Below are 20,681 nucleotides of genomic sequence, written 5' to 3'. Positions count from 1 at the left end.
AATTTCTGGATCGAAGATCGCAATGGATTGCTACCCTTTACGATCCCGGCGCGGGCGGCGATCCGTCCAAGACTCGGTTTCGATGTGTCGATCAGCATGGGTTATCAAACGCGGCCGTGACGATCCGAAGCCCGAACTTAGCCGGTGCGGATGCGGTGCAGGGTATTGTCGAAAAGCACGTCGAGGACGTGCTGATTGCTTGTGGTGGCGTCACCGATGAGCACCAAGTTCGACAGCTGTGCGAAGGAGAAATATTCCGTCCGCGCCGCGTCGGTGGAGTTTCCGAGGATTGTGGTGACCGAGATCCGGAAGAGATGCGGCCCGTCAGCGGAGCGGGAGTCTTCGATCACGTGCACCGTGTGGTTTATGGTGTCCGCGAAGGTGAATCGTGAGCACCTGGATACCAGGGCGGTCATCGCGTCAAAGCCGCTTTGGTTGAACTCACGGCCGATCCGCAAGCGGACGTCAGGATGCTGACCGAAACGTTCAGGCCGATCGGCGGGATCAAGCCCCGCGATTTCGGCGCCGCCGGCAATGCCGGGCGCTAAGCCATCGACATTGGCGCATTCGGCCGGATCGTAGTCCAGGGCGCCGTCGTGGAACGGTTGCGTCCTGAAGTACCCGAACCTGTCGGCGCCCTCGGTCCTGGTGTTGACGGTCCACGTTGTCGGGAAATCGGCGGGCTTGGGAAGCAGGTCGGCCAGCTGTTGGTCAGACAGCGCCGCCAGTCCCGGGGCCACCGACGGGGTGCTTTTTCGCCAATGTCGCAGCGCGACAGGCGCAGTGATCAGTACGGCGGCGATGGCAACCGAACACAACAGGGTGACAACGAAAAACGTTGCGCGCGAATCGCGTTGGCTGCGCACAGGCCCGCCCAAGTCGGGTGTGCCGCTCACAGGGCGCGCAGCCTTTGCACCGTTTGGGAGGCGCGGCGCTGTACCAGCTCGCGATCGGCGGCGTTTTCCATGTAGACGGAGCATTCCAGGATGACGCCACGCAACGCGTAGTAGCTGACGCGGTAGGTCGCCGGTGGTTCGTCACTGCCGGCGGTGACAAATGTTCTGGTGACCACGACAGCGACAACGGCGTTGTCGGTCCAATGGTCGTCGAGCACCGTGGTGGCCAAGCGCTTATCTTTGAGCCGTCCGTTGAAGTCGTAGTTGGTCACCTGGTAGGACCCGCATCGGCCCAGCCAGTCCAGGTAATTGGCGATGCGGTCCGAGCCGTCGGGAACCACCGAGATTTCGAAATGCGCATTGGGGCCGTGCTCGTCGCTTTCCCCGGTCGCCGGCCAATCCCAGATTCGAGCGCCGCGGGCAATCAGCTGGGTGTAGCGGTCGACGTCCAGTTCCGCGGCCATCGCCGCTCCGGAATGGGTCAAGAGTTGCGGGACCTTTGTGCACTGCGTCGGTCCATACACGGCTCGCGGGCCAAGCTGGGGCGCGGTACTCGAGGCAGTGGTCTCCGAGAACGCCCGGCGGCGCAACGACCCCGACAGGCCATACCCCCAGTCCGCCGGAAAGTCGCCGCTCGACGGAAGCGCGCCGGCCAAAACCCAATCCGGTCGCGATGCCAGACTCGTTAATGAGTTTGCGCGAGGCCCGATCACAAGCACCGTCGCCCCACACACGCCGAGCACGGCTAGTGCCGCACCGGCCACCAGGTACGGCCAAGATCGGCGCCGCGCGCCCGTCCGTGATCGCCGAACGCGCGGCGCGAACCCCCCGCTAGCCGCCATCCCATCCTCCTGTCTGCGGCGTTCGCGCTACCACGCGGATTGACGAAACATCTCACACCCGAGCCGAAGTGCACGCAAGTCGGTTGTCCGTCTGGTGGATGGGCTTGCCCGGGGTCTGTGGGCGGCAACCGCCAGAGAAGCGATACACCGTGCCCGGCGCCGGTGGTCTACGTCGCCGGCGACGACTTTGCCCGTGCGGTTGTCATGTGCTGTTGCGCCCGAGGATAGCTACCCCGTGCCCACCCTCATCGTCACGGATCTGCACGTGGTGGTGTGCTGTGTGCTGTGCCCTTTCACCTGTGCGCAATGCTGGGCTGCGATGTGATGAGGGAGTCGAACCCTTGGCACTGCCCTTCGTGCACCAGCAGAGACCGGGCTTTGCCCGCCGGTCGGGGGCTTGTGCACGCCTCCGCGACAACTACCTGCGTCACCTCGGCTGGTCAGTCCAGCAGCTCTACCTCCCAGTTGACGCGTTGTTTCTGAACATCAAGCTCACGAAGCTGGCGCGCCAGATCATCGGCCTGGGCGCGTAGCTCGGCAACCGGCAAGGCGGACAACATTTTCAGCTCGGACCGCAGTTGCCGCGAATAGCCGGGGTGGCCGCTTCCAGCGGCCGCATCTGCTGCCGCGGTCACGATGTGGTGACGCGGGCGTAACGCGTCTCGGCGGGCTAGCGCGTCCGTCAGCGTGCCGTCCGCACCAATCACCGTGGCGGCATTGGTGCGATTGATACGCCGGATGAGCATTTCGTATTCGCCCAACACCTCGCTCGCTTCGACGAGCAGAGCCGCAGCATCCTCGGCAGGGTCTTCGCCTTCCTGATAGCGGGCGTTGTTCACGACGCGGGAGCGCAGCTGCTCGAAGCGGCGCGCCGCATCCGCGCGCAGCGATAACGCCTCCGCCAGCTTCATGATTTCGCCTCCTCGTCATGGTCAGCCCAATCGGGCGTCCGCACCGGGGCTTGCCGGTGGGCACTAGCATGATGCCGCAAAATCGGTTCGCTGGCGATTCACTTTTCGCGGATGCGCTTCGATGACCGACGGCCCGGCCGATATTGCTTCTCGCACGAGCATTTCCGCGAACACAATCGACGAGTATCGCGACCTGGCATCGCCGCGAGGTAGCAACCCATTACTCGGAATGCCGCGCCGCTTCTTGGATGAGTTGGAACCGGGAGGCGATACCGAGCTTGGTGTAGACGTGGGTGAGGTGGGCTTGCACCGTGCGCGGTGACAGAAAGAGCCGGGTGGCGATGTCTTTGTTACCCAGACCTTCGGTGACCAATCCGACGACGTCGAGTTCGGCCGGGGTCAAAGACTCCCAGCCGCTGGACGCGCGTTTGCGTTCGCCGCGGCCGCGCTGCGGGTAGCCGATTGCTTCTTCGGTGCTCAGCGCCGCACCTTCTGCCCATGCCGCATCGAAGTCGTTGTGATCCATAGCATCTCGCAGTTGGGCAACCCACGTCTCGTAGTCGGACTGGTGGACCTGTGAACCGCACCTGCCCCAGACGCCGGCGGCAGGCATCGGCCGCACCGAAAAGTCGTGCTGCTCGCTGCGTGCCGTTGCTCCTGCTCAGATCGGCCAACACATCGAGGATATCTGAACGATTCAGGGAGACAATGCTTTCACTGTGCAGGCGAGAGCGTCGTGGACATCGCGTTCGGCCTGGTCTGGCAGGCCATGTGCCGTCGCCACCCGAGCGCGAGCCAGATGTGCCGCCACCCCGTGCCAGCCTGTCGCCACAGCGACGGCGGCGTCGGCCCACGAGCGGGCTGCGGTCAGATCACCCAGCGCCCGTGCCGCTTCGACGGCGTTGAAGGCGCGTTGCACCACCGCCAGCTTGAGCTGAGCCACGCTGACGTAGCACCACGCAGCCTCACTGGCGACCTGCGCCGCCGCGACATCGCCACCGGCCAGCGCCGCTGTGCTGACGCCACGTACCCCAGTCCCCGGAAGTACTCGCCGATGTCCGCCACGGCCTCCAGCGCCACTTCCGCTGCCTCTGCTGCCGCGCTCACCTCGCCCCGCTGTGCCTGCGCGACACCCAGGCCCATGAGGCCAGACGCCGCGAGAAACTCATCGTGGGCCGCTTGGCAATCGGCCACCACAGCGCTGAATTGTGCTACGGCGTCGACCAGGTCGCCCCGCATCAGGAGGGCCCATCCGCGGCTGAGGCGACATAGCCGCGCACCGAACCGGTCGCCGACGGCATCGGCGACATCACATCCCTCTTCCGCGGTCGCATGGGCCGCGGCCGGGTCACCCTGCATGACAGCTGTATTCGACTGCTGAGCAAGGATCTGGCTCAGCCTCCACTGGTCGCCGATTGCGCGGGCGAGGCCAGCCGCCTCGGCGTAGTACGCTGCGGCCGCGTCGGCGTCGTAGAGGTAGCCCGCGACGATGCCGCACGCCGTCAAGGCCCGCGCCAGCAGAGCCGGATCGTCGAGCTCACGAGCGAGGGTCAGGGCGTGCTGTGCTCGAGCCATGCGGTCGCCCCGAAATAAGGTGACAACCGCCATGTCGGCCAGCGCCCGAGCCCGCGTGGCGGCCGTGACTTGCTGTTCGCTCGCTTCGTCGATGGGTATCGCGTCGAACCACGCACAGCCTTCCAGGATGCGGCCACGGGTGTGCCACAGCGGTTGCAGTGAGGACGCGAGTCCGAGCGCCTGTTCGGGGTCGGAGTTTTCCAGGCTCCAGGTGAAAGCGCTCCGCAAATTGTCCATGTTGGTTTCGGCCTGCTGGAGCAGTTGCTCGTAGTCGGTGCGTCCCGGCGTGTCCAGCAACGCAGCCATCGACGTGTAGTAGTCGCGGTGTCGCGCCCGGATAGCGTCGGCCTCTTCGGATTCGCCCAGTTTTTCCAGTGCGTACTGGCGAACCGTCTCCAGCAGCCGGTATCGAGTTCGGCCGCTTGAGTTTTCGGCGCGCACCAGCGATTTATCCACCAGGAGGGTGAGTTGATCGAGCACTTGGTAGCGTTCGATGTCGTCGCCCCCGGCGACCGTTTGCGCGGCAGCCAGGTCGAAGCCACCGAGGAACACCGCGAGCCGGCGAAACAGGCAGCGTTCGGTTTCGGTGAGCAGCGCATGCGACCAATCCACCGAGGCCCGCAACGTCTGCTGGCGGCGCACCGCGGTGCGCGAACCACCGGTCAGCGACCGGAATCGGTCATGCAGGCCATCGACGATCTCCGTCAGCGACATCGCCGGCCCCGCGCAGCCGCCAGTTCGATCGCCAGTGGCATGCCGTCAAGTCGGGTGCAGATCTGCGCCACAGCGTCGGCGTTGTCGCTCACGGCAAAGCCGGCCTGGGCCAGGCGGGCGCGGTCGGCGAACAACTCGACGGCGTCGTCCGCCAGCGACAGCGAGGGCACCTGCCACGCCGCTTCGCCCGCCACCCCGAGCGGCTCACGGCTGGTGGCGAGCACCGTCAGTTCCGGCGCGGCAGTGAGCAACCCAACGACCAGCTTGGAACTCGCGTCGAGCAGGTGCTCGCAGTTGTCCAGCACGATCAATACCTGCCGGCCGCGGAGGAATCGCAGCAGCGTGTCCATCGTCGATCGCCCCGGCAGGTCCGGTAGACCGAGCGCACGGGCCGCCGTGACCGGCACAACGTCGGGATGGCTGATGGGCGCCAAATCGACGTAGAACACGCCGTCGCGGAACTCGTTGGCGATCAGGGCGGCGACATGCACCGCCAGCCGCGTCGTACCTACCCCACCCACTCCGGTCAGGGTGACCAGCCGACTATCGGCTAGCGCTTCGCGTAGGCTCGCGATTTCCGGTTGGCGGCCAACGAAATTCGTCAGATGTACCGGAAGATTGTGGGTCGCAATGGTTTTCGGCGTGCGCAGCGGCGGGAAGTCGTTGCACAGCTCGGGATGACACAGCTGCACTACTCGCTCGGGCCGGGTAGATCGCGCAATGGGTGACTGCCGAGATCGGCCAACCACGCATCGGTCGGGAGCTGGTCGATGACCAAATCACTGGTGGTGCCTGACAACACCGTCTGGCCACCGTGGGCCAACTCGCGCAGCCGCGCGGTGCGATTGATCGCCGGCCCGACGTAGTGCCGTCGCCACTGGTTTGGCTGCGTAGCCGCACCTCACCGGTGTGCAGCCCGATACGCAACCTGATCGGCGCCAGCGGTGCGCGCTGCAGCTGCACCACACAGGCCACCGCGTAGGAGGCGCGCGCAAACGCGATCACGAAGCTGTCGCCCTCGCCCTGCTCGACCGGCCGGACACCGTCGTGGGCGGCGATCGCCTCCGATATCGCTTGGTCCAGGCGGGTGATAGCGGCCGCGATCTCGTCGGGGTGCTTTTCCCACAACCGTGTCGAGCCCTCGACGTCAGCCAGCAGCAACGTCACCGTTCCGGTTGGTAGCTCGCTCATGCCCACGTCGCTCCAGTCAATTTCGCTCATGTTAGCCAGCATGCGGAGACGCCGATCGCAAAACATCAGCGAAATGGCCAATCGTGCGAGTTGTGGGGCGCGTCTCTATAAGCGTGTGCGCGCGTCATGGGTTTAGGTATTTCGACCGATGGCCGCTGGAAGCCGATCACCGGGATATCCGCCCCACGAAACTTCTCATCGACTTCAACACCGAGAACCGGCAGCTGGCTGCATGGCATGACTGGAGTTTCGTTCGCCGACGAACTTGTCGGTGGGCCGCGCTAGTATTCGAACATGCATTCGGATCGGGAGACGGTGGTGGCGGTGCTGGACCGTCTCGACGCCGACGTCGACGAGCTGATCGAGATGTCTTTCGAGGCGCTCACCACCCCCGAGCGGTTGCGGGTGTTGGAGCGCGTGGAGCGGGTGGCGCGCCGGTTACCGGTCGCCCGGCACGGGTTGATCAACCAGATCGGCGAGCAGTCCAGCGAGGAGGAGTTGGGCGGGAAGCTGCCCGCGGCGCTGGCCACCCGGTTGCGGATCACCCGCGCCGAGGCCGGCCGGCGCGTCGGCGATGCCGCCGAGCTCGGGCAGCGCCGCGCCCTGACCGGTGAACCGGTGGCACCGCAACTGACCGCCACCGCGGCCGCTCAGCGTGCAGGCCATATCGGCGAGGCGCAGGTGCGGGTGATCCGCGACTTCTTTCGCCACCTGCCCGCCGACGTCGACAGCGAGACCCGAGGCAAAGCCGAAGTCCATCTGGCCCGGCTGGCCACCCAGTTCGGCCCCGACCAACTGGCCAAACTGGCTCAGCGGCTGATGGACTGCCTCAACCCCGACGGCACCTTCAGCGATGACGACCGCGCCCGCCGCCGCGGCATCACCGTGGGCAAGCAAGGCCTCGACGGGATGTCGCGGCTTAGCGGCTGGCTGACCCCGGAAGCCCGCGCGACGCTGGATGCGGTGCTGGCCAAGCTGGCCGCCCCGGGCATGTGCAACCCGCACGACCAAAGCCCGGTGGTCGACGGACCGGCACCCGACGATGCCGCCCAGCGCGACACCCGCTCGGAAAGCCAACGAAACCACGACGGGCTGCTGGCCGGCCTGCGCGCGTTGCTGGCCAGCGGAAAGTTGGGACAGCACAACGGCCTACCGGCCGCCATCATCGTGACCACCACCCACAACGACCTCCAAGCCGCCGCCGGCCAGGCACTCACCGGTGGTGGTCACCCTGCTACCTATGTCGGATGTAATCCGCTTGGCCCGCCACGCGAGTCATTATCTGGCGATCTTCGACCGGGGAAAACCCCTGGCCTTGTATCACACCAAACGCCTGGCCTCACCGGGACAACGAATTGTCTTATCTGCCAGCGACCGTGGCTGCACCGCACCCGGCTGCGACGTACCGGGATATCGCTGCGAAGTCCATCATGTGCGCGAGTGGGCCAGCACCCAGCGCAGCGACATCGACCAACTCACCCTGGCCTGCGGCCCCCACCACAAACTCCTCGACACCGGCTGGAGCACCCGCAAGAACAACCACGGCGACACCGAATGGATCCCACCACCGCATCTCGACCACGGCCAGCCGAGAACCAACACATTCCACCACATCGAGAAACTGCTGCGCGACGGAGGCGACGACGACGAGGAGGACGACGAGGAGGAGGAGGAGGAGGCGGCGTAGCGACCCGGTTTTCGGATTCACTAGCGTGAGCCCAATGAATGAGCAGCGCCGCAACCTTGTGCTGATGCGACACGCGAAGTCGGCCTACCCGGACGGCGTCGCCGACCACGACCGGCCGCTGGCGCCACGGGGTATCCGCGAGGCCCGGCTGGCCGGTGAGTGGTTGCGGGCCAATGTGCCGACGGTCGACAGCGTGCTGTGCTCGACGGCCACTCGCACCCGAGAAACGTTGGCGCACACCGGCATCGATGCGCTGGTGCGCTACGCGCGGCGCCTCTACGGCGCCACTCCCGGCGTCGTGATCGAGGAGATCAACCGGGTGGCCGATGAGATCACCACCCTGCTCGTCATCGGTCACGAACCGACAACGTCTGCGCTGGCCCTCATCCTGGCCACTGCTGGCAGCACCGAATCTACAGTTGCACAACGCATCTCGGAGAAGTTCCCGACGTCGGCGATCGCGGTGCTACAGATCGAAGGACGTTGGGAGGATCTGCGACCCGGCGACGCCGCGCTCGTCACCTTCCATGTGCCGCGGGAAGCCTGACCACCCAGGGGATCGTGGTTGCCGGCTCAGGCGTTGGTGGCCAGCGTCAACTCCATCAGCTTGATGGCCTGCCCACAGGCGTCGATACCGGGCGCCTGCGGGTTGACCCACCACCCGACCACTCCCGCCGCGTCGCTGGCCACACCGCAGGCGCCGTTGGGATCGCCGGTCCGCATCACAATCGAGTCGATGCCCTGGATCGTGCGATTCTCGACCTGGTATTTCAGACCCTCGGCGACCTTGCGCTCGTTGCTCAGACTGCCCTGCTCGAACCAGAATCGGGTGATGTCGATCAAACCGGCCGGGTTGGCCGCCTGCCACCGGCATATCGCGCCCACGAATGTGCTTTGGATGTCGAGCGGATCGGCACCGACGGTCTTGGCCAGGATGTCGGTGGTCAGGACCTCACATTCCTTGAGCAGGTTCGGATATTGCCTTTCGGAATTGTCGTTGCGCGGCACCCCGCCCGCGCCCGCCTTCATGGCGGTGCCGGAAACCGATCTCGTGCAACCCACCAGGAAAACCAGCGCGGTGATCAATGCGGCGGCACCGACCAGAACACGTCTCATTTCGCGTTCGCAATCGATTGGCGGGTCAATTCCTTCGCGACGTCACACGGTGGGGGAAATGGCTTCTGGCTAAAGCTCACCGACCACTCGATGAAATCATCCTGGAATTGGATCCCCACTTCACACAACGAATCACCCAGACTGGGCTCGTTGCCGATCGCAATGAAGCCGCTGTGGCCGTTGATGTTGATGTCCTCGACACTCGCCCGCGACAGTTCCTCGGTCTTGCGCTCCCGCCCGATCGGGCTACCACGGTACCAGGAGAAGGAGAAGTGCGGTCCCATGATTCCGCCGCCTGCCAGCCATTGGCAGCCCACCGAGTTCTTGGCCGTGTTGATCAGCCCGCCGACCCTGGTCAGCTCGGTCACCGTCTGATCGCTGATGCCGCCGCACTGCGGGAAAAACGGCCCGTGCTTGCCCGCCGCGTTGCCGGGCGTCGACGAAATCGTCGCACCCTCCTGGTTGGCGCCGGAACTGGAACACCCCGCGATCGCCGGTGTCAAAGCCACCAGGGCCGACGCCGCCAACACCAGCGTCGTCACATTGCGCCGCACCGCGTACCTCTTCTTCTGCCGCTCACAGCATGCACTGTAGCCGCAGCCCCAGAGGTCAATCACGACACGCCCGCTGATCAGGCATTTCGGTCTCACGAGCGAACCTGGCGCCGGTGCCGGGCAGGCGCGGTGTGCGACAGTTACCCCATGCTCCTGGCACTGCTGCGCCAGTACCTGCGGCCCTACCGCCGGCTGATCGCCGTACTGATGGTGTTGCAGCTGATCAGCACCCTGGCTTCGCTGTACCTTCCCACCGTCAACGCCGCGATCATCGACGACGGAGTCGCCAAGGGCAACACCGCCATCATCGTCCGGCTGGGCGTGGTGATGCTCGGCGTCACCGGATTGCAGGCGCTGTGCGCGGTCGGTGCGCTCTACGTTGGCTCCCGGACTGGGACCGGCTTCGGCCGCGACCTGCGTTCAGCCATGTTCGAACACGTCGTCACCTTCTCCGAACAAGAGACCGCCCGGTTCGGCGCCTCGACGTTGCTGACCCGAAGCACCAACGACGTGCGCCAGATCGTGTTCCTGGTGCAGACGACGGCCACCGTGCTGGTCGCCGCGCCGATCATGAGCGTCGGCGGCATTCTCATGGCGATTCACCAGGAAGCCGCACTGACCTGGCTGCTACTGGTCAGCGTCCCGGTCCTGGCGGTGGCGAACTACTGGATCATGACGCACCTGCTGCCGTTGTTTCGCAGCATGCAGAACCTGATCGACGGCATCAACCGAGTGCTGCGCGACCAACTGTCCGGGGTCCGGGTGGTCCGCGCCTTCACCCGGGAAGGCTTCGAGCGGGACAGGTTCGCCCGGGCGAACACCGCGCTGTCCAAGACCGCACTGGCAGCGGGTAACTGGCAAGCGCTGATGCTGCCGGTGACCACCCTGACCATCAATGCTTCCAGCGTCGCGGTGATCTGGTTCGGCGGCCTGCGCATCGACAACGGCCAGATGCAGGTGGGCTCGCTGAGCGCCTTCCTGGCGTATTTCGCCCAGATTCTGATGGCGGTGTTGATGGCGACGATGACGCTGGTGGTGCTGCCGCGAGCATCCGTGTGCGCTGAACGCATCACCGAGGTGCTGTCCACCCGCGCCGCCATCGGCAACCCCGCAAATCCCATGTTCCCGCCGGACGGAATCGCCGGCGTGGTCCGTCTGGACGGTGTGACGTTCACTTATCCGGGCGCTGATTGTCCGGTGCTGCAGGATATCTCGCTGACCGCGCGGCCGGGTGCCACCACCGCGATTGTCGGCAGTACCGGCTCGGGCAAGTCGACGCTTGTCTCGCTGATCTGCCGGCTCCGCGACGTCACCGGCGGCGCCGTCCTGATCGACGGCATCGACGTCCGGGACTACCACACCGAAAGACTGTGGACTGCAATCGGTTTGGTGCCGCAGCGCGGCTACCTCTTTTCCGGCACCGTCGCCGACAACCTGCGTTACGGCGCGGCCCCGCACCAGTCGGTAACCGACGCGGAGATGTGGGAGGCGCTGCGGGTCGCCGCCGCAGACGATTTCGTGCGGGCGCACGGGCTGCACATGCGCGTCGGCCAGGGTGGGATCAACTTCTCCGGTGGGCAGCGCCAACGGCTGGCGATCGCGCGGGCCGTGATCCGCCGCCCCGCCATCTATCTGTTCGACGACGCGTTCTCGGCTCTGGACGTGCACACCGAGGCCCGCGTTCGCTCGCAGCTGCGTGAGGTGGCCGCAGCTTCAACCATTATCATTGTCACCCAACGTGTTTCGACTGCATGCCAGGCCGATCAGGTGCTCGTCGTCGATGACGGCAGGATCGTCGGCGCGGGCACCCACGAAGCCCTGCTGGCCGACTGCCCCACGTATGCCGAATTCGCCATCTCGCAGTCGGTGACCGTCGGCGCCGGGGGCGTCCCGTGACCATGGCAACGAACCAGCGGCCGCGCGGCGCGGCGCCGCCCCCTACCATGCGGTCGCAAGACTTCTGGGGTTCGGCGGCGCGCCTGGTGAAACGGCTCGCGCCGCAACGCCGGCTCAGCCTTGCGGTGATCACGCTGGGTATCACCGGTACGGCGATCAGCGTGGTCGTTCCGCGAATCCTGGGCCATGCCACCGATCTGTTGTTCAACGGCGTGATCGGGCGACGGCTGCCGGCCGGCATCACCAAGGCGCAGGCCGTCGCGGCGGCCCGGGCCCGCGGTGACAACGCGTTCGCCGACCTGCTGTCCGGGATGAATGTGGTGCCGGGCCGGGGGGTGGACCTCGGCGCGGTGGGACGCACGCTGGCGCTGGCGCTGGCGCTGTATTTGGTTGCGTCGCTGTTGATTTGGGCTCAGGCCCGGCTGCTCAACCTGACGGTGCAGCGGACCATAACGACGTTGCGGTCCGATGTCGAGGACAAAGTGCACCGGCTGCCGTTGTCCTACTTCGACGGACGTCAGCGCGGCGAGCTGTTGAGCCGGGTCACCAACGACATCGACAACGTCCAGTCGTCGCTGTCGATGACGATCAGCCAGCTGGTGACCTCGATGCTGACGGTGCTGGCCGTGCTTTTCATGATGGTGTGGATCTCGCCGCTGCTGGCGCTGATCACGGTGCTGACGGTGCCGCTGTCGCTGCTGGTGACCCGGGCGATCACGCGACGTTCGCAAGGACTGTTCGTTGCGCATTGGACCAGCACCGGGCGCCTCAACGCCCACATCGAAGAGACGTACAGCGGCTTCACGGTGGTCAAGACCTTCGGCCACCAGGCCGCCGCGCGAGAAGAATTCCGCAAGCTCAACGACGACGTCTACCAGGCCAGCTTCGGCGCGCAGTTCTTGTCCGGCCTGGTCGGACCGGCGACGACGTTCATCGGCAACCTCGGTTACGTCGCCGTCGCCGTGGTGGGTGGCCTGCAGGTCGCCACCGGACACATCACGCTGGGCAGTATCCAGGCCTTCATTCAATATGTCCGCCAGTTCAACATGCCGGTGAGCCAGGTGGCCGGGATGTACAACACCCTGCAATCGGGGGTGGCCAGCGCCGAGCGGGTGTTCGAGCTGCTCGACGAGGCCGAAGAAGAGCCGGAGCCGGTTTCAGCCATCCGGGGCCCGGAGCCGGTCCGGGGCCCGAGCCGGCCCGGTCGCGTCGAGTTCGAACACGTGAGCTTCGCCTACCACCCCGGTCACCCGGTGATCCGGGACGTGTCGCTGGTGGCCGAGCCGGGTAGCACGGTGGCGATCGTCGGACCGACCGGCGCGGGCAAGACCACGCTGGTGAACCTGCTGATGCGGTTCTACGAGGTCGATTCCGGCCGAATCCTGATCGACGGCGTGGACATCGCTTCGATGAGCCGGCCAGCATTGCGGTCACGGATCGGCATGGTGCTGCAAGACACCTGGCTGTTCGACGGGACGATCGCCGAAAACATCGCCTACGGGCGGCCGGACGCCGCCCCGCGCGAGATAACCGAAGCCGCCAGAGCGGCTCATGTCGACCGGTTCGTGCGTAGCCTGCCGGCCGGCTATCAGACCCGGATCAGCGGCGACGGGAGCAATATCAGCGCCGGCGAGAAGCAGCTGATCACCATCGCGCGGGCGTTCCTTGCGCGCCCCCAACTGCTGATCCTGGACGAGGCCACCAGCTCGGTCGATACCCGCACCGAGCTGCTCATCGCCCAAGCGATGTGCGAACTTCGCCGAGACAGAACGAGTTTCATTATCGCCCATCGGCTTTCGACGATTCGCGATGCCGATCGCATCGTGGTCGTACGGGACGGACGGATCGTCGAACAGGGCAACCGCGCCGAACTGCTGGCCCGGCGCGGCGCCTACTACGCGATGACTCAGGCCTAACCTCGCCGCGCCGGGCGAATCGGCGCCGGGAAGTTATCAAGAAGTTATTGAGAATTCGCCAAGAGGTCGGTCCGAAGCTGAGGTCACCAAGCAGGAAACCCACAGCACTCAGCAAAGGACCTCAGCAATGTTCTCAGCACGCCTCACCGCAGTCCTGGCCACCGCCGTCGGCGCCGCCGGCGTCGGGCTTGCCGTCGCCACCGCCGGCGTCGCCTCGGCCACCACGGCAGCTGACGCGGCATTCATCTCGCAGATGGAGTCGGTTGGCGTTACCTTCTCCTCACCGCAGGCGGCGGTCCAAGAGGGCCACCAGGTCTGCACCGAATTGGCGGCCGGAGCAACCGGATCCCAAATCGCCAGTGAAATCCTCAGCCAGACCAACCTGACCTCCAAGCAAGCCGCCTACTTCGTCGTCTACGCAACCAAGGACTACTGCCCGCAGTACGCCAGCCAGCTCACCTGATCGACTCCCACACAGCATGCGGGGATCCCGAGAACCGGGATCCCCGCATCGCGCATTCTGCGCCAGTCGGCCGCGGAGAGGTAGGTGGACCCAGACCGGCCGGCCCTAACCCAGGGCTCACTAAGCTCGGAGTTCGGCTTGAGCAACTGCGGGCTGACTAAGGAGATGTCGATGAAGCTTGCGCGTCGAAGCGTTGTCGCCGCCGCGGCCACCGGACTCGCTGTCGCCCTGACGATCAGCGGCTGCGGACATTCGGATACCGGCGCCAAATCGTCGAGCGCCACGGCCACCGCCACCAGCGAGGAGGCGGCGAGGTTGCTCAAGCAAGCCACCGACGTGATGCGCAAAGTCACCGGCATGCACCTCAGCCTTGCCGTGCAGGGTGACGTGCCAAACCTGCGGGTGACAAAGCTCGACGGCGATGTATCCAACACACCGCAGACCGCCGCCACCGGCAGCGCGACGATGCTCGTCGGCAAGGACACCCAGGACGTCAAATTCGTCTATGTCGACGGTCACCTCTACTCCGACCTCGGCCAACCCGGCATGTATACCGACTTCGGCAACGGCGCGTCCATCTACAACGTGTCGGTGCTGCTGGACCCCGACAAGGGCTTGGCCAACGTACTGGCCAACCTCAAGGACGCGTCGGTGGCCGGCTCCCAGCAGGTGAACGGCGTTGCCACCACCAAGATCACCGGGAAATCGAGTGCCGACGACATCGCGACGCTGGCCGGCTCACGGTTGACCACCGAGGACGTTTCCACGGTGCCCACCACCGTGTGGACCGCTTCGGACGGGTCCTCACATCTCGTGCAAATCCAGATCGTCCCGGCCCCCAACACTTCGGTGACGCTGACAATGTCCGACTGGGGCAAACAGGTCACCGCTACCAAACCGGTCTAGCCATTGGCGGATGGCGTCACGGCATGTTGATCCGGCCGGACCGCCGACGCTCGGAAAGGATTCACCAATGACGATGATGGTTCCCCATCGGCGCCGGTTCGCCGTGACGGTCGCCCGGCTGGCGGTTGTCATCTCGACCATCGCGGCCATCGCAACAACGGCGGCGACTGCGGCGACCGTGGCACGCGCCACCGATTCCTACGGTGCTATCGCCTATTCCAGCAACGGGTCATGGGGCCGGTCGTGGGCCTACCCCACCAAGGCGGCTGCCGAAGCCACCGCGGTCAAATCGTGCGGCTATTCCGATTGCAAGGTGCTCACCTCCTTCACCGCCTGCGGCGCCGTCGCCGCGAAAGACCGCGACTACAAGGGCGGCACGGGTCCCAATCTCAGCGCCGCCATGAAAGACGCGCTGAGCAAGCTCGACGGCGGCTACATCGACACGTGGGCCTGCAACTGACGCGCCCCCCGCACGGCCGGGCCGCGGCCCGAGGTCACTCCAAGAATTCGACGAGATAACGGATAGGCCACCATCAGAGCCTTTTCTCAACCCCCCTCCACCGGAGCGGAATTGAGAAAGGACCCGGCCATGAAGACCGTCAACATCTCTATCGTCGCCAAGGCAGCCGTCGCCGCCGCGCTCGCGGCCGGCCTGTCGCTGGGCTTGGCCAGCCAGGCCGACGCATCCGTCGGCGGCACCATGTTCGGCGACCCGGCCGCGGCCGCCAAGTACTGGCGCCACCAGAACTACGACGACTGCGCCATCATGTCCAGCGCCGACGTGATCGGCCAGATCACAGGCAAGCTGCCCTCGGAGCGGGCCATCATCAAAGTGGCCCAGTCGACACCCAGCACCAGCCACCCCGGCTCGATCTACATCAAGCCGACCGACAAGAACGACCCGAACTCGGGCATGGGCACCAACCCGGAGGACCTGCCGACACTGCTGGCGCACTACGGGGTCCACGGCGTCAACACCGACTCGGACAGCGCCGCGCAGACCGGCCTCGCCACCGGCATGGACGCGCTCGAGCAGTACCTGGGCAGCGGCCACGCGGTGATCGTCGGCGTCAACGCTGAAATGATCTGGAACGAACCAATCCAGAACAAGGGCACCGACGGCCAGCCGCGGGCCGACCACGCAGTGGTGGTGACCGGCGTCGACACCGCCAACGGTGTAGTCCACCTCAACGACAGCGGCAATCCGGACGGTCGCGACGAGCAGATCCCCCTGGAGACCTTTGTCAAGGCCTGGGCCACCAGCCACTACTTCGTGACCGTCACCCAGGAAACACGCAAGTAGCCCGTGGTCCCACACATGGCGGGCAGCCACCCGAGCGCCGGGTCGGCTGCCCGCTACTCGTGTTTTGCGGCTCCTGATAGCCCGCAGATCACTTCAAGGATTCATAGAGATAACGTCAGCGAAACCTTTTCTCAACGCCCATTCCGCAGCCATCCGACGGGGGCGGAACGAGAGAACGAGAAAAAGGGAAGCACCGATGAAGATCTCCACCATCGCCAAGACGGCCGTCGCCGCCACCTTCGCGGGCGCGCTGGCACTGGGACTGGCCGTCCCGGCCGATGCGGCTACGGGCACGATGTACGGCGACCCCGTGGCGGCCGCCAAGTGGTGGCGCTACCAGAAGTACGACGACTGCGTCATCATGTCGAGCGCCGACGTGATCGGTCAGATCACCGGCAAGGAACCTTCGGAGAGGTCGATCGTCAAGGTGGCCCAGTCGACACCCAGCACCGTCCACCCCGGCTCGATCTACATCAAACCCGCTGACCCGTCGAACCCGAATTCCGGCATCGGCACCAGCATGTGGGACGTGCCGGCCCTGCTGGCGCACTACGGCGTCGACGCCAAGGTCACCGACACCGACGACGCCCCGCAAACCGGCGTCCCCACGGGCATGGAGGCGCTCGAGCAGTACCTGGGCGGCGGCCACAAGGTCATCGTCAGCCTCAACGCCGAAATGATCTGGGTGAGCCGATCGAAAGCAAAGACAGCGACGGTAATCCGCGCTCGGACCACGCGGTGGTGGTCACCGGCGTCGACACCGCCAACGGCATCGTGCACCTCAACGACAGCGGTACCAAGCAAGGCCACGACGAGCAGGTCCCGATCGAGGCCTTCGTCAAGGCGTGGGCCACCAGCCACGACTTCCTGGTCGTCACCACCGGCACCTGACCACGACCACGGGGACGGCGGCGGCAGGTAGCCACCGCGGGCAACGCGCCCGCTCAGTTGCCCGCCCATCGCGTGTCCCGCAGGGCGACATAGTGATTCGCTTGAAGGATACCGATAGCCGGGAGCTTCCGGCCCGGCGGCGCGACGGGATCGACGTGCCCGGGCCGTTGGTTCGTACCGGAGCGGCGAACTTCGTACCAGAATGACCGTTGACGACGGTTGCTTGACACTAGGCAGATGAGGCGCAGATGAAGCCGCGGAGGACCCGGGATGGCTGGTAACGCAATGACGGGCAAACGTCTCGAATTCGGTCTGCTGGGACCGCTGGAGATGAGCATCGACGGCGCCCTGGTACCGACCGGCACCCCTAAACAGCGGGCGGTGCTGGCCATGCTGGTGATCAACCGCAACCGGCCGGTCGGGGTCGACGCGCTGATCACCGCCCTCTGGGAGGAGTGGCCACCCTCCGGAGCCCGGGCCAGCATTCATTCCTACGTGTCCAACCTGCGCAAGCTGCTCAGCGGCGCCGGGGTAGACCCCCGGGCGGTATTGGCTGCGGCGCCCCCGGGCTACCGGCTCAGCATCCCCGAGAACAGCTGTGATCTCGGGCGGTTCATCGCGGAGAAAGCTGCCGGGGTGCACGCGGCCGCTGCCGGCAAATTCGACCAGGCCAGCCGGCATTTGGCTGCGGCACTGCGGGAATGGCGTGGACCCGTGCTCGACGACCTGCGTGACTTCCAGTTCGTCGACGCGTTCGCCACCGCGCTCGTGGAGGACAAGATTCTCGCCCACACCGCCAAGGCGGAAGCCGAGATCGCTTGCGGCCGTGCTGCTGAGGTGATCACCGAGCTGGAGGCCCTCACCGTCGAACACCCGTATCGCGAACCGCTGTGGGCGCAGCTGATCACCGCCTATTACCTCACCGATCGGCAATCCGACGCGTTGGGCGCGTATCGGCGGGTAAAGACAACCCTGGCCGAGGATCTCGGCATCGACCCCGGCCCGACCCTGCGCGGTCTCAACGAACGGATCCTGCGCCAGGAACCGTTGGACGCCAAGATGAATGCCAAGTCCACCGCCGTCGGCACCGTCACCGCGCTCGACCAGCGCACCATGGTGACCGGGCAACATGCCGTGGCCTGCCTGCACGACATCGCCACCGGGCACGACCACCCGCTTCGCACCGCGGCGACCCGAATCGGCCGTCTCAGTGACAACGACATCGTTCTCGACAGCGCGAAGATCAGCCGCCATCACGCGGTCATCATCGACACCGGGACCAACTACATCATCAACGATCTCCGGTCATCCAACGGTGTGCACGTAGGGCACCAGCGGATCCGCGGTGCCGCCACGCTCAACGACGGCGATCACATCCGCATCTGCGACCACGAATTCACCTTTCAGATCGCTGCCCGGCGTGACCGCTAGCCTGGCGGCAGCACGGTTGTGTCGCAACCGCTTTGACCCGCGACGAGCCGGCCCAATAGGACGGGTGCCGACTCAGTGTCGTACTGCGCCAAGGCTTTTCGGCGTGCGGTGACCGCACGGTGGGGCGCTCGGCTAGCGCGCGGCCATAGCCGGACGGCCGTCGTGGCCGACCGTTTTCGTCCGAAGACCGACAGGGCAACCGGTGCCCGGTCGCCCACCGACGGATAAGCCCCGTTTTCATGCGGTCCGGTTGGCGAGGGCTTACCGTCATGGTTACCGTCACGGGTTGCTGGGCCGACGGTCGCACTCGCTGCGATACCTGGTGCCCGCTTGATAGGGTCGGCGGAATTCGGGTTGGGTCGAGGGAGGATCAGCGATGGGCGAGGCGCCAGACTCGCGTGTGGGGTCGATGTTCGGCCCTTACCACCTCAAGCGGCTGCTGGGCCGTGGCGGTATGGGTGAGGTCTACGAGGCCGAGAACACCGTCAAGGAGTGGCCGTGCGCGGTCAAGCTGATGACCGCGGAATTCAGTAAGGACCCGGTGTTTCGCGAGCGGATGAAGCGCGAAGCCCGCACCGCCGGTCGGTTGCAGGAACCCCATGTGGTGCCCATCCACGACTACGGTGAGATCGACGGGCAGATGTACCTGGAGATGCGCCTGATCGAGGGCACCGACCTAGATACCCTGCTCAAGCGTTTCGGTCCGCTGACCCCGCCGCGGGCGGTGGCCATCATCAGCCAGGTCGCCTCCGCCCTCGACGCGGCCCACGCCGCGGGGGTGATGCACCGCGACGTCAAACCGCCCAACGTCCTGGTGACCCGCGACGACTTCGCCTACCTTGTCGACTTCGGCATCGCCAGCGCCACCACCGACGAGAAGCTGACCCAATTGGGCACGGCGGTGGGCACCTGGAAATACATGGCGCCCGAACGGTTTTCCAACGACGAAGTCACCTACCGCGCCGACATCTACGCATTGGCGTGCGTGTTGTACGAATGTTTGACCGGCTCCCCGCCGTATCGCGCCGACAGCGCGTCCACATTGGTCACCGCGCACCTGATGGATCCGGTGCCGCAGGCCAGCGCCGCGCGCTCGGGGATACCCAAGGGGTTGGACGCGGTGATCGCGCGTGGCATGGCCAAGAGACCCGAGGACCGCTACGCCAGCGCCGGCGATTTCGCCCGCGCTGCCCACGACGCGCTCAGCGACCCCGATCAAGACCACGCCGCCGACATCCTGCGCCGCAGCCAGGAAGCGACCCTGCCGGGCACCGCTTTTGCGCCTTTTGCGCCCCAACCTCCGACGCTAGCTGCTGCCACGCCGCCACCGACGCCGCAGTACTCGGACCCGGCCGGTTCGGGGCCGTTGCCACAGCCGAGCCCGACCGGGCAGCCCGCATGGGCACCGGCAAGCGGTCCCATTCCGGCCGCCGGTCAGCCCGCCCCCGTCCCGCAGTACTATCAAGGCGGCGGCTGGGGGGGCTCGCCACCGGGCACGCCACCACAACAGCCCGGCGGCCCGGTTCCCTGGAATCAGCCCGCGCCGCGCAAGCGCAACCCGTGGCCGATCGTGGCCGGTGCCGCCGCACTGGTGGTCGTTCTCGTCGTCGCCGCCATCGGGATCTGGTTGGCGACCAGACCGGACTCAACCCCGAAGGCGGACACCACGACCTCCGTCCCCACCACCACCAAGCCGACGACCCCAAGTTCTCCCGCGACAACCACGCCGGCCGGGGACCCACAAAGCAGGCTGATGAGTTATCTGCCGTCCGGCTACGCCAGCGGCACGTGCACACCCACCACTCCCAAGCCGGACAGCGTTTGGACCGGAGCGACTGCCATGTACAACTGCGGGCAGAACACCAACCAGGGCGGCCCCAGCCGCGCCATCTACGGACTGTTTCCGACTCTTGACGCGCTCAAGAAGGCCTTCGACGACGACATCGCCGCGGTGGATCTGATGAACTGCCCCGGAGAAGGACCGTCGCCGGACGGCTGGCATTACGACCGGACGCCGAATGTGACCGCCGGGATGATCGCGTGTGGCACCTACAAGAACCACCCGAACGTGATCTGGACCAACGAAGAAAAACTGATGCTCAGCGACGTCTTCGGCGATCCGGCCACGATCGACGAACTGCACACGTGGTGGGCGAAGTACGGCTGATCCGGACCGTCCGTAGCCGCTAAAGCCCAAGCAGCACAACGACATCCGCAGGCAAGGGCGGCGATGAGCAAGTTGCACGGGATGGGCGAACCGTTGCGAACCCGAGGTGCCGGAGGCGGGTTATGAGGGAGGTGCCCCGGTTGGAGGTGCGTGCTGGTGGGCGGGTCTGGCATGCCACACCGAATCGGGTGTGGACGATTGGTCGTTCGGCTGAGGCTGATG

General features: G+C 65.9%; 14 protein-coding genes and 3 pseudogenes. 11 read left to right on the top strand and 6 right to left on the bottom strand.

Translation table 11 applies throughout. The annotated features are described in order from the left end of the window. Window positions 1-137 precede the first annotated feature (137 nt). The 4 genes and pseudogenes from CDN38_RS21095 to CDN38_RS21080 all read right to left on the bottom strand — a co-directional run bounded on the left by CDN38_RS21095 (window position 138) and on the right by CDN38_RS21080 (window position 6,129). Complete coding sequence (locus CDN38_RS21095; protein ID WP_082277337.1) at window positions 138-896, bottom strand: hypothetical protein; 759 nt, start codon at window positions 894-896, stop codon at window positions 138-140. Next, window positions 893-1,381: a hypothetical protein gene (locus tag CDN38_RS21090; RefSeq protein ID WP_233026975.1), complete on the bottom strand. Its 489-nt coding sequence runs from the start codon at window positions 1,379-1,381 to the stop codon at window positions 893-895. The genes CDN38_RS21095 and CDN38_RS21090 overlap by 4 nt, the downstream gene beginning before the upstream one ends. A gap of 797 nt (window positions 1,382-2,178) precedes the next feature. Beyond that, window positions 2,179-2,649, bottom strand: coding sequence for a DIP1984 family protein (locus CDN38_RS21085; RefSeq protein ID WP_075512671.1), 471 nt, complete (start codon window positions 2,647-2,649; stop codon window positions 2,179-2,181). A 220-nt stretch (window positions 2,650-2,869) separates the two neighbouring features. Continuing rightward, window positions 2,870-6,129 (bottom strand): annotated as a pseudogene (locus CDN38_RS21080) (helix-turn-helix transcriptional regulator). Between the two features lie 294 nt (window positions 6,130-6,423). On the opposite strand from CDN38_RS21080, the pseudogene CDN38_RS21075 reads away from it, so the two are divergent. Both CDN38_RS21075 and CDN38_RS21070 read left to right on the top strand, forming a co-directional pair. Then, window positions 6,424-7,816, top strand: a pseudogene (locus CDN38_RS21075) (HNH endonuclease signature motif containing protein). A gap of 34 nt (window positions 7,817-7,850) precedes the next feature. Then, window positions 7,851-8,363 (top strand): SixA phosphatase family protein, encoded by a 513-nt coding sequence (locus CDN38_RS21070; protein ID WP_075512670.1) that lies wholly within the window; start codon window positions 7,851-7,853, stop codon window positions 8,361-8,363. 26 nt (window positions 8,364-8,389) lie between these two features. Here CDN38_RS21070 and CDN38_RS21065 read toward each other — a convergent pair whose 3' ends face one another. Together CDN38_RS21065 and CDN38_RS21060 are read right to left on the bottom strand one after the other, a co-directional pair. Further along, the gene (locus CDN38_RS21065; protein ID WP_075512669.1) at window positions 8,390-8,932 is read right to left on the bottom strand and encodes a DUF3558 domain-containing protein; all 543 of its coding nucleotides are present in this window, start codon (window positions 8,930-8,932) and stop codon (window positions 8,390-8,392) included. Then, a complete protein-coding gene (locus tag CDN38_RS21060) occupies window positions 8,929-9,486 on the bottom strand; it encodes a DUF3558 domain-containing protein (RefSeq protein ID WP_075512683.1) in 558 nt (185 codons plus the stop codon). The genes CDN38_RS21065 and CDN38_RS21060 overlap by 4 nt, the downstream gene beginning before the upstream one ends. Window positions 9,487-9,633: 147 nt before the next feature. Here CDN38_RS21060 and CDN38_RS21055 point away from each other — a divergent pair, with 147 nt between their 5' ends. From CDN38_RS21055 to CDN38_RS21015, 9 genes and pseudogenes are all read left to right on the top strand, one after another. Next, window positions 9,634-11,382, top strand: a complete 1,749-nt coding sequence (locus CDN38_RS21055) for an ABC transporter ATP-binding protein (RefSeq protein WP_075512668.1) — start codon at window positions 9,634-9,636, stop codon at window positions 11,380-11,382. A 2-nt stretch (window positions 11,383-11,384) separates the two neighbouring features. Beyond that, on the top strand, window positions 11,385-13,298 hold the full coding sequence (locus CDN38_RS21050) for an ABC transporter ATP-binding protein (protein ID WP_075512667.1): 1,914 nt from the start codon (window positions 11,385-11,387) through the stop codon (window positions 13,296-13,298). Window positions 13,299-13,425: 127 nt separating this feature from the next. Next, window positions 13,426-13,761, top strand: coding sequence for a DUF732 domain-containing protein (locus tag CDN38_RS21045; RefSeq protein ID WP_075512666.1), 336 nt, complete (start codon window positions 13,426-13,428; stop codon window positions 13,759-13,761). Window positions 13,762-13,932: 171 nt separating this feature from the next. Continuing rightward, window positions 13,933-14,667, top strand: a complete 735-nt coding sequence (locus CDN38_RS21040; protein WP_075512681.1) for an LppX_LprAFG lipoprotein — start codon at window positions 13,933-13,935, stop codon at window positions 14,665-14,667. A 67-nt stretch (window positions 14,668-14,734) separates the two neighbouring features. Then, window positions 14,735-15,127: a DUF4189 domain-containing protein gene (locus CDN38_RS21035; RefSeq protein ID WP_099319448.1), complete on the top strand. Its 393-nt coding sequence runs from the start codon at window positions 14,735-14,737 to the stop codon at window positions 15,125-15,127. Between the two features lie 129 nt (window positions 15,128-15,256). After that, a complete protein-coding gene (locus CDN38_RS21030; RefSeq protein WP_075512665.1) occupies window positions 15,257-15,970 on the top strand; it encodes a C39 family peptidase in 714 nt (237 codons plus the stop codon). A gap of 196 nt (window positions 15,971-16,166) precedes the next feature. Continuing rightward, a pseudogene (locus CDN38_RS21025) lies at window positions 16,167-16,861 on the top strand (C39 family peptidase). A gap of 270 nt (window positions 16,862-17,131) precedes the next feature. Beyond that, entirely contained in the window at window positions 17,132-18,292 is a 1,161-nt protein-coding gene (gene embR, locus CDN38_RS21020) for an ATPase/transcriptional regulator EmbR (protein WP_075512664.1), read from the top strand. 376 nt (window positions 18,293-18,668) lie between these two features. After that, window positions 18,669-20,459: a serine/threonine-protein kinase gene (locus CDN38_RS21015; RefSeq protein WP_075512663.1), complete on the top strand. Its 1,791-nt coding sequence runs from the start codon at window positions 18,669-18,671 to the stop codon at window positions 20,457-20,459. Window positions 20,460-20,681: the final 222 nt, after the last annotated feature.

It is taken from the genome of Mycobacterium ostraviense, assembly GCF_002705925.1.
GTDB classification, from domain to species: domain Bacteria; phylum Actinomycetota; class Actinomycetes; order Mycobacteriales; family Mycobacteriaceae; genus Mycobacterium; species Mycobacterium ostraviense.
Note: the sequence above shows the minus strand (reverse complement) of the source record. Positions and strands in the feature narration are given on the sequence as shown.